Source organism: Streptomyces sp. NPDC002537 (genome assembly GCF_053594975.1).
In genome coordinates this window covers 1-9,757 of record NZ_JBSFWT010000149.1, presented here as the reverse complement: position 1 = coordinate 9,757, position 9,757 = coordinate 1, and the positions used below count along the sequence as shown (strand labels likewise).

The 9,757-nt window shown below is 73.4% G+C and carries 6 protein-coding genes; 4 read left to right on the top strand and 2 right to left on the bottom strand.

The window, feature by feature from the left end:
• Positions 1–77: 77 nt before the first annotated feature.
• Together ACWD4A_RS34370 and ACWD4A_RS34365 are read right to left on the bottom strand one after the other, a co-directional pair.
• Positions 78–1,646: a multicopper oxidase family protein gene (locus tag ACWD4A_RS34370; protein ID WP_451200260.1), complete on the bottom strand. Its 1,569-nt coding sequence runs from the start codon at positions 1,644–1,646 to the stop codon at positions 78–80.
• Positions 1,647–1,733: 87 nt separating this feature from the next.
• Entirely contained in the window at positions 1,734–2,300 is a 567-nt protein-coding gene (locus ACWD4A_RS34365) for a hypothetical protein (protein ID WP_451200257.1), read from the bottom strand.
• 135 nt (positions 2,301–2,435) lie between these two features.
• On the opposite strand from ACWD4A_RS34365, the gene ACWD4A_RS34360 reads away from it, so the two are divergent.
• From ACWD4A_RS34360 to ACWD4A_RS34345, 4 genes are all read left to right on the top strand, one after another.
• Positions 2,436–3,902 (top strand): APC family permease, encoded by a 1,467-nt coding sequence (locus ACWD4A_RS34360; RefSeq protein ID WP_451200255.1) that lies wholly within the window; start codon positions 2,436–2,438, stop codon positions 3,900–3,902.
• A gap of 112 nt (positions 3,903–4,014) precedes the next feature.
• Positions 4,015–4,878 carry an alpha/beta fold hydrolase gene (locus ACWD4A_RS34355; protein WP_451200252.1) on the top strand — a complete coding sequence of 288 codons (864 nt, stop codon included), beginning with the start codon at positions 4,015–4,017 and terminating at the stop codon, positions 4,876–4,878.
• 210 nt (positions 4,879–5,088) lie between these two features.
• Positions 5,089–6,450, top strand: a complete 1,362-nt coding sequence (gene glnA / locus ACWD4A_RS34350) for a type I glutamate--ammonia ligase (RefSeq protein WP_451200251.1) — start codon at positions 5,089–5,091, stop codon at positions 6,448–6,450.
• 155 nt (positions 6,451–6,605) lie between these two features.
• Positions 6,606–9,671, top strand: coding sequence for a bifunctional [glutamine synthetase] adenylyltransferase/[glutamine synthetase]-adenylyl-L-tyrosine phosphorylase (locus ACWD4A_RS34345; RefSeq protein WP_451200249.1), 3,066 nt, complete (start codon positions 6,606–6,608; stop codon positions 9,669–9,671).
• The last annotated feature ends 86 nt before the right edge of the window (positions 9,672–9,757 follow it).

Below are 9,757 nucleotides of genomic sequence, written 5' to 3'. Positions count from 1 at the left end.
CAGCCTTCTCGTCCGTCACGCGCAGCCGTCCCGCCAGCGGGGCGCCGATCCGGCGCGGGCCCCACGGGCCTTTTCGGTCAGCGCAGGTAGCCGAGGACCGTCATCATCCCGGACTCCGCGTGGTAGACGTTGTGGCAGTGGACCATCCACAGGCCCGGGTTGTCGGCGTCGAAGTCGACCTCCAGCCGCTGCCCCGGCCGGACGATCGCGGTGTCCTTGCGCGGCCCGCCGCCGGGCAGCGCGAAGGTGTGGCCGTGCAGGTGCATGGGGTGCCACATCGTCGTGTCGTTGACGAAGGCGAGCCGGACCCGCTCGCCCGCGGCCACCGGGTAGCGCTGCGACGGCGTGTACTTCTTCGCGTTGATCGCCCAGTCGTACTTCGCCATCCCGCCCGTGAGGCGGAAGGTGAGCGTCCGGTCGGGGCGGCGGTCCTTCAGGAGCACGCTCCGGCCGGCCTTCAGCCGGTCGGCGGTCAGCAGGGTGCCGTCCAGCTCCCGGGGGCGTGCGGACGCGTCGGGCGCCGAGCCCCCGCCCGTGCGCAGCACGGCGAGCGCCGCCGCCTTCTTGCCCTCCGCGAGTGCGACCAGCGGGAACACCCCGTCCTTCGCCTCGACCAGCACGTCGTACCGCTCGCCCATGCCCAGCAGCAGGGCGTCCGTCTCCGCGTGCTCCACGGGGAAGCCGTCCGTGTGCGTGACCGTCATCCGGTGGCCGCCGAGGGACACCCGGTAGGCCGTGTCGCCGCCCGCGTTGAGGAAGCGGATCCGGATGCGGTCGCCGGGCTTCGCGGTGAAGGTCTCCGGGGCGTCCGGCGTGCGCCCGTTGACGAGGTGGTGCGGATAGGCGACGTCGCCCGCGTCCCCGCCGAGCAGCGGGCTGGTCGCGCCCATCATCATCCGGGGCGGGCCGGACGGGGCGGGGGACCGCCCGGCGGTCATCGCCATGCCACCGTGGTTCATCCCGCCGTGGTCCATGCCACTGTGGTCCATCCCGCCCATGCCGTTGGAGAGTTCGGCCAGCACCCCGTCGGGCGTGCTGCCGTCCACGCCGTCGACCCAGTCGTCCAGGACGACGACCCACTCCTTGTCGTAGGAGAGCGGCTCCTTGGGGTCCTCGACGATCAGCGGCGCGTACAGCCCCCGGTCCTGCTGCACGCCCGAGTGCGGATGGACCCAGTACGTGCCGGGGTGCGGCACGGTGAAGCGGTAGTCGTACGACGCGCCCGCGCGTACGGGGCGCTGGGTGACGCCCGGGACGCCGTCCATGTCGTTGCGGAGCGCCAGCCCGTGCCAGTGCAGCGAGGTGGCCTCGGGCAGGTGGTTGGCGAGGGTCAGCGCGAGCGTGTCACCGGTGGTGACCCGGATCTCCCGGCCGGGCAGCCGGTCGCCGTACGCCCAGGAGTCGACCGTGAGCCCGCCCAGGTCGAGACGGGCCGGGGTGGCCGTCAGGGTCACCTTCCGTACGGGCCCGGTGCCGCGCTTCGCCTCGGCGGCGGCTACCTCCTCGCCGTCCGGGGCGAGGTAGTCGGCGGAGGGGGCGGCGGTGGGCGAGCCGCTGCCGGAGCCCCCGGAACAGGCGGCGAGCAGTCCGCTTCCGGCGGCGGCGATTCCCGCGCCGAGCACGGCGCGGCGGGTGGTGGAACGCATGGGGAAAGGCACCTCGTGGTGTCGGTCTCTGTAAAGGGGTCGCGGCACGTACCGCGGCGCGCGGGGAGCGCGCGGCGGTACGCGCTGCTACACGCGCAGAACCGACAGCCGGGCGAGTGCCTTGTGCCGTGGCGGGGGCGGGACCGGCCACAAACCCGAACGCAGCAGCTGCGCACGGGCCTTGGCCACGGCCGGTACGAGCCGGCTGCGCCGGACCACGGCCAGCAGAAGCGCGGCCCCGAGCACGGCCAGACAGACGGACATGGGGTCCATGCCGTGACGGCTGTCGCCGCGCACCGAGGGAGTACCGGCCGCCACCGGGGAACCGGCCGCCGCTTCCACGGCGTGCGCGGCGCGGCCGGGTACGGCGGTCATCGCGTGCGCCGCACGGACGGGCGCCCCGGCCCACGGATGCGTTGCCGGGGCATCGCCCGTCACGCTGCCGGAGCCGCCCGCCACCGCACCGAGTCCGCTCGCCGTCCCGCGCGCCGCGTCGGCCGCGCCCGCCGGATGTGCCAAGGCGCCCGCCGCAGGCGAAGGGGCGTCGTGGCCCGTCGGGTGCCCCAGCGTGTGCATTCCGACGATGCCCAGCAGGAGTGCCGCGAACAGGAGAAGACGGCCGCACCACGCGGCCACCCTCCGCTGCCCGTCCATCACACGCCTCCCGAGAACCCCTGAAGCACTCCTGCCGCACCCTACCCCCTCGGGGTATACGTCCTCCAGGGTGGCGGGAATGGGATCATTGGGGGAAACGATCGACGTACGGCCCCGAAGGACGCTCCGCCTCACATGACCACCACGGAACAGGTGAGGGACGACCGTCCCCTCGCCACGGCCGCCATCGATCCGGGGCCCGCCCCGGCGCAGACGCAGTTCATCTCGTGGGTGGCCCTCGCGATGATGACCACCGCGTCCGTCGCCAACCTGCGGCCCTCCCCGTCCATGGCGCTCTACGGACTGGCCGCCGTCTTCCTCTATCTCGTCCCCGCCGTGGTCTTCCTGCTGCCGACCGCGCTCGTCTCCGCCGAGCTCGCCTCCGGCTGGACCGGCGGCGTCTACCGGTGGGTGAGCGAGGCGCTGTCCAAGCCGCTGGGCTTCCTGGCCGTCTGGTGCCAGTTCGCGATGACCATCGCCTACTACCCGAGCCTGCTGGCCTACGTGGCGAGCACCTTCGCGTACGTCATCGACCCCCGGCTCGCCGACAACGGCCTCTACATCGCCGTCGTCATCGTCGTCGTGTACTGGTCCGGCGTGCTGATCTCCTCGCGCGGCACCAAGGCCGTCGCCGGGCTGGCCGGGGCGGGCCTGGTGATCGGCACGCTGATCCCCGGCGTCGTCCTCGTCGTGCTCGGGCTGGTCTTCCTCGGGCAGGGCAACCCCTCCGCCGCCCCCATGGACGGCGGTCACCTCCTGCCGCCCTGGACCGGAGTGGCCAGCCTCGTCCTGATCGTCAACAACTTCCTGTCCTACGCGGGCATGGAGATGAACGGCGTGCACGTCGCCTCGCTGCGCGAGCCCGGCAGGCAGTTCCCCCGCTCGGTCTTCGCCGCCACCGGACTCGTTCTGCTGATCTTCATCCTCCCGGCGCTCGCCATCAGCTGGGTGATGCCCGGCGAGGACCTCAGCCTGACCGCGGGCGTGATGCAGGCGTTCCAGGGCTTCTTCGACCACTTCCACGTGGGCTGGCTGACCAAGGTCGTCGGCCTGATGCTCGTCGTGGCCGCGCTCGGCGGGATGCTCGCCTGGCTGGCCGGGCCCTCGAAGGGGCTGCTGATGGTCGCCCGGCAGGAGGGCTATCTGCCGCCCGCCCTCCAGCGGCTCAACAAGAACGGCGTGCCGCGGAACATCATGGTCGCCCAGGGCGTGCTCACCACGCTCATCGCCCTGCTCTACGCCTTCCTCCCCGACGTCTCCAGCGCCTACTGGATCTTCTCGGTGATCACCACCCAGATCTACCTGGTCGTCTACCTGCTGATGTTCGCCGCCGTCGTCCGGCTGCGCACCACCCAGCCGGACCGGCCCCGCGGCTTCCGCGTCCCCGCCGTGCGGCTGGTCGCGGGCGTCGGCTTCGCGGCCTCGCTCGCCGCCATGTGCATCGGCTTCGTCCCGCCGGACCAGTTCGGCGGCGGCCCGCTGTGGCGCTACGTCCTCACCGTGGGCGGCGGACTGCTGGTCATCGGCTTCCTCACCCCGCTCGCCCTGCTGAAGTTCCGCAAACCGCACTGGGTCGCCCCCGAACACCGGCCGGCCGACTGAGGGGGCGTGGCGCGGACACCCGCCGCGCGCCGGTACGGTCGTCTCGTCGTGCCCGGCCGGCGGGCGGGCACGGTGGTGGACGGACAGCGACAAGGGGGAGAGTGTGGACGGTATGGAGCGGCCACCAGGGCACATGCTGAGAGTCGGCGGGGTGCCGCTGCACGTGGTGCGCGAGGGCTCGGGGCCCGTGTGCGTGCTGAGCGTCGGGCTCGGCATGGGCTGGTTCGACTGGGAACCCGTCGTGCCGCTGCTCACCGGCCACCGCACCGTCGTCCGCTTCGACCGTCCCGGCCTCGGCTTCAGCGCGCCCGCCCTCGAACCGCCCACCGCCGCGGGCGAGGCCGACCGGATAGCGGGCGTCCTCGACGCCCTGGGCCTCGCCGGGCCCGCGACGGTCGTGGGGCACTCGCTCGCCGGATTCCACGCCGAGGCCTTCGCCCGGCTGTACCCGGAGCGCACGGCCGGGGTCGTCCTGGTCGACAGCAGCGTGGAGGACGAGCCCAGGCCCGCCCCCGCCCGCGAGCTGCGCACCACCGCGGCGCACGCCCGGGGCCTGGTCCTGGCCGCCGCCGGGCTGCCGCGCGCCCTCGGGCCCTCCCTGCGGAAGCTGACCGTCCGGGCCGCCTCCGTCACCCGGCAGGACCCGGCCCCCGCCGAGCTGATCCGCCGCACCTACGGCACCGGCCGGGTGCTGCGCGCCCTGCTGATGGAGAACGCCCGCTACCGCGACGTCGCCGCCGAACTCCACGAGCTGCGCGAACGGCACCCGCTGCCCCCCGTCCCGGTCACGGTGCTCGCGGCCTCCCCGGGCACCGGCTCCGGCGTGGAGCGCCGCTGGCTGGAACGCCAGCGCGCCCTCGCGGCCCGCCTCGACGCCCGCTTCGAGGCCGTCGCCCCGGCGGGCCACCTGCTGATGTACGACCGCCCGCAGGCCATCGCGGCAGCGGTCCTCGCGATGCCCCCGAACCGGGCCTGACGGGCGCGCCCGGCCGGGGAGCGGAGCGCCCCGGCCGTTACGCGGACGCGCCCCGGCAGGCAGTATGGGGAGAGAGCGGTACCTCCGCAGGACCCGGGGCGTTCAGACGCGCGTACGCAACGTGGTCGAAATCGTGTGGTGGGATGCTCATGTGCCCCGACGTGCCCCGCAGCTGGGGACAGGGGCGGCCTGACCGAGGATAGGTGGATTATGGATAAGCAGCAGGAGTTCGTGCTCCGCACGCTCGAAGAGCGCGACATCCGGTTCGTACGGCTGTGGTTCACCGATGTGCTGGGCTATCTGAAGTCCGTGGCCGTCGCCCCGGCGGAGCTGGAGCAGGCCTTCGACGAGGGCATCGGCTTCGACGGCTCGGCCATCGAGGGATTCGCCCGCGTCTACGAGTCCGACATGATCGCCAAGCCGGACCCGGGCACCTTCCAGATCCTCCCCTGGCGCGCCGAGGCCCCCGGCACGGCCCGGATGTTCTGCGACATCCTGATGCCGGACGGCTCCCCCTCCTACGCCGACCCGCGCTATGTCCTCAAGCGCATCCTCGCCAAGACCTCGGACCTCGGCTTCACCTTCTACACCCACCCCGAGATCGAGTTCTTCCTGCTCAAGGACAAGCCGGTGGACGGCACCCGCCCGGTGCCCGCCGACTCCTCCGGCTACTTCGACCACACCCCGCAGAACGTGGGCATGGACTTCCGCCGCCAGGCCATCACCATGCTCGAATCCATGGGCATCTCGGTCGAGTTCAGCCACCACGAGGGCGCCCCCGGCCAGCAGGAGATCGACCTGCGCTACGCCGACGCGCTCTCCACCGCCGACAACATCATGACCTTCCGGCTCGTGATGAAGCAGGTCGCGCTGGAACAGGGCGTGCAGGCCACCTTCATGCCCAAGCCGTTCTCCGAGTACCCCGGCTCCGGCATGCACACCCACCTCTCCCTCTTCGAGGGCGACCGGAACGCGTTCTACGAGTCGGGCGCCGAGTACCAGCTGTCCAAGGTCGGCCGGTCCTTCATCGCCGGACTGCTCAAGCACGCCGCCGAGACCTCCGCCGTCACCAACCAGTGGGTGAACTCCTACAAGCGCATCTGGGGCGGCTCGGCCCGCAGTGCCGGCGCCGGCGGCGAGGCCCCCTCGTACATCTGCTGGGGCCACAACAACCGCTCCGCGCTCATCCGCGTGCCGATGTACAAGCCCGGCAAGACCGGCTCCGCCCGCGTCGAGGTCCGCTCCATCGACTCCGGCGCCAACCCCTACCTCACCTACGCGGTGCTGCTGGCCGCGGGCCTCAAGGGCATCGAGGAGGGCTACGAACTGCCCGCCGGCGCCGACGACGACGTGTGGGCGCTGTCCGACGCGGAGCGCCGGGCCATGGGCATCGAGCCGCTGCCGCAGAACCTCGGCGAGGCCATCGAACTGATGGAGCGCAGCGAACTCGTCGCCGAGACGCTCGGCGAGCACGTCTTCGACTTCTTCCTGCGCAACAAGAAGCAGGAATGGGAGGAGTACCGTTCCGAGGTGACCGCGTTCGAGCTGCGGAAGATGCTTCCGGTTCTGTAGCCGTTGTCCGGGGTTCCCGCCGTCGCCGGCCGTCCCGCCATTGCCGCCTGCGGCGGGAGCAGCCTTCGGCCGCGTCCTCAAACGCCGGACGGGCTGGAACCGAGCACTGCCCGGCATCGGCGGCAAGAACCGAACACGCGCGGATGGGGAGACAGATGACCGTGCCGGACGGGCGTCGTAGTAGTTCGTACAGTCGGTTGCTGCGGCACGGGTTCACGGATGCCGTGGGGGCCGAGCGGCTGCTCGACGAGCCCGTGCTCGCCCCCGTCCGCTCCGACCCGCTGCTCCTCGACGCCCTCGGCGCCGCCGCGGATCCCGACCTGGCGCTCCAGGGGCTCGTCCGGCTCCTGGAGGCCATGGGCACCGCCGAGCGGCAGACGCTGCTGGACACCCTGGTCACCGCCAAGCCCCTGCGGGACCGGCTGCTCGGGGTGCTCGGCGCCTCCGCCGCGCTCGGCGACCACCTCGTGCGGCACCCCGGCGACTGGCACGCCCTCGTCACCTACGAACCGGCCGATCTGCACCCCGCCACCCCCGAGTTCGAGCGGGCCCTCGCCGAGGGGATGCGCGGCGAGCGGGGCGCCGCCCTGCCTCCCGCCGACGCGCTGCGCGCCGCCTACCGGCGCTGTCTGCTGACCATCGCCGCCCGTGACGTCTGCGGCACCACCGACGTCGCCCAGACCGCCGCCGAGCTCGCCGACCTCGCCACCGCGACCCTCCGCGCCGCCCTCGGCATCGCCGCCGACGAGCAGCCCGAGGACGCGGCGGCCTGCCGGCTCGCCGTCATCGGCATGGGCAAGTGCGGCGGCCGCGAGCTCAATTACGTATCCGACGTGGACGTCGTCCTCGTGGCCGAACCCCGCGGCGGCACCGCGGAGAGCGCCGCCCTGCAGGCCGCGACCCGGCTCGCCTCCCGGATGATGCGGGTCTGCTCCGACGTCACCCCCGAGGGGACCATCTGGCCCGTCGACGCCAACCTCCGCCCCGAAGGCCGCAACGGCCCGCTCGTGCGCACCCTCTCCAGCCACCTCGCCTACTACCAACGCTGGGCGAAGACCTGGGAGTTCCAGGCCCTCCTCAAGGCCCGCCCGGTCGCCGGCGACCCCGTGCTCGGCCAGGACTACATCGACGTGGTCTCCCCGCTCGTCTGGCAGGCCGCCGATCGGGAGAACTTCGTCCCCGACGTCCAGCAGATGCGCCGCCGCGTCGTCGCGTCCATCCCCGCGGGCCAGGTCGACCGTGAGCTGAAGCTCGGTCCGGGCGGGCTGCGCGACGTCGAATTCGCCGTCCAGCTCCTCCAGTTGGTGCACGGCCGCAGCGATGCCACACTCCGCGGCGGCGGCACCCTCGACGCCCTGACCGCCCTCGCGGCGGGCGGCTACGTGGGCCGCTCCGACGCCGCGGCCCTCGACGCCGCCTACCGCTTCCTGCGCACCCTCGAACACCACATCCAGCTCCACCGGCTGCGCCGCACCCACCTCATGCCGGACGACGAGTCCGACCTGCGCCGCCTCGGCCGCTCCCTGGCCCGCTCCTTCCACTGGCCGCCCGGCACCGAACCGGTCGACGAACTGGGCCGGATGTGGCGCAAGCACGCCCGTGAGGTCCGCCGCCTGCACGAGAAGCTGTTCTACCGCCCGCTGCTCGACGCCGTGGCCCAACTGGAGCCCGGCGAGATCCGGCTGAGCGCCAAGGCGGCCGGCCACCGCCTGGAGGCACTCGGCTACGCCGACCCGGCCGCCGCCCTGCGCCACCTGGAGGCCCTCGCCTCCGGGGTGACCCGCAAGGCCGCCATCCAGCGCACCCTGCTGCCCGTCCTGCTCGGCTGGTTCGCGGACTCCGCCGACCCCGACGCCGGGCTCCTCAACTTCCACAAGGTCTCCGACGCCCTCGGGCGCACCCCCTGGTACCTGCGGCTGCTGCGCGACGAGGGCGCCGCCGCCGAGAACCTCGCCCGCGTGCTGTCCGCCGGGCGCCTCGCCCCCGACCTGCTGCTGCGCGCACCCGAGGCGGTCGCCCTCCTCGGCGACCCCGAGGGACTGCGCCCCCGCGGCCGGGAGGCCCTGGAGCAGGAAGTGCTCTCCGCCGTGGGCCGCGCCGAGGGCGCCGAGGCGGCCATCGTGGCGGTCCGCGGGGTCCGCCGCCGCGAGCTGTTCCGCACCGCCGCCGCCGACATCATCGGCGCGTACGGGCCCGCAGGCCGCGGCAACGGCACCGCCGTGCCCGGCCGGAACACCGAGATCGAGGACACCCACCTGCGCGTCGACGCCGTCGGCGACGCCGTCTCCGACCTCAACGCCGCGGCCGTCGCCGGGGCCCTGCGCGCCGCCGTGCGCGCCGAGTGGGGCGACACCCTGCCCGCCCGGTTCGCGGTCATCGGCATGGGCCGCTTCGGCGGCCACGAGCAGGGCTACGGCTCCGACGCCGACGTCCTGTTCGTCCACGAGCCGCGCGAGGGCGTCGGCGACGAGGAGGCCGCCAAGGCCGCCTACGCCGTCGCCACCGAGATGCGCCGCCTGCTGCAACTGCCCACCACCGACCCGCCGCTGCTGATCGACGCCGACCTGCGGCCCGAGGGCAAGTCCGGGCCCATCGTGCGCAGCCTCGCCTCCTACGCCGCCTACTACCGGCGCTGGTCACTGGTATGGGAGAGCCAGGCCCTGCTGCGCGCCAGGCCGATCGCGGGCGACACCGGGCTCGGGCAGCGCTTCGTCGAGCTGATCGACCCGCTGCGCTACCCGCCCGAGGGCCTCGGCGAGGACGCCGTCCGCGAGATCAGACGGCTCAAGGCCCGGATGGAGTCCGAGCGGCTGCCGCGCGGCGCCGACCCGACCACCCACACCAAGCTCGGCCGCGGCGGCCTGTCGGACGTGGAGTGGACCGTCCAGCTGCTCCAGATGCGGCACGGCTGGGCGGAACCGGGGCTGCGCACGACGCGCACCCGCGAGGCGCTCCACGCGGCCCGCGCCGCCGAGCTGCTGAGCACCGAGGAGGCCGCCATACTGGACGACGCGTGGGTGCTCGCGACGAGCGTCCGCAACGCGGTCATGCTCGTCCGCGGCCGCGCGGGCGACACGTTCCCGTCCCACAGCAGGGAACTGGCCGCCGTCGGCCGCTACCTCGGCTACGAACCGGGCCACGTGGGGGACATGCTCGACGACTACCGCCGCACCACGCGGCGTGCGCGCGCGGTGGTCGAGGAACTGTTCTACGGCGCCTGAGCGTCAACTGCCGTGGTGCAGCCATACCTTGCGGCCGTGGTCCGGCACGGCCTCGACGGGGGCGTCGGTGCGCAGGGCGATCAGCT

Coding starts and splice junctions, on each gene's coding strand:
- ACWD4A_RS34370 (WP_451200260.1), bottom strand. CDS start 1,646: ATGCGTTCCACCACCCGCCGCGCCGTGCTCGGCGCGGGAATCGCCGCC.
- ACWD4A_RS34365 (WP_451200257.1), bottom strand. CDS start 2,300: ATGGACGGGCAGCGGAGGGTGGCCGCGTGGTGCGGCCGTCTTCTCCTG.
- ACWD4A_RS34360 (WP_451200255.1), top strand. CDS start 2,436: ATGACCACCACGGAACAGGTGAGGGACGACCGTCCCCTCGCCACGGCC.
- ACWD4A_RS34355 (WP_451200252.1), top strand. CDS start 4,015: ATGGAGCGGCCACCAGGGCACATGCTGAGAGTCGGCGGGGTGCCGCTG.
- glnA (WP_451200251.1), top strand. CDS start 5,089: ATGGATAAGCAGCAGGAGTTCGTGCTCCGCACGCTCGAAGAGCGCGAC.
- ACWD4A_RS34345 (WP_451200249.1), top strand. CDS start 6,606: ATGACCGTGCCGGACGGGCGTCGTAGTAGTTCGTACAGTCGGTTGCTG.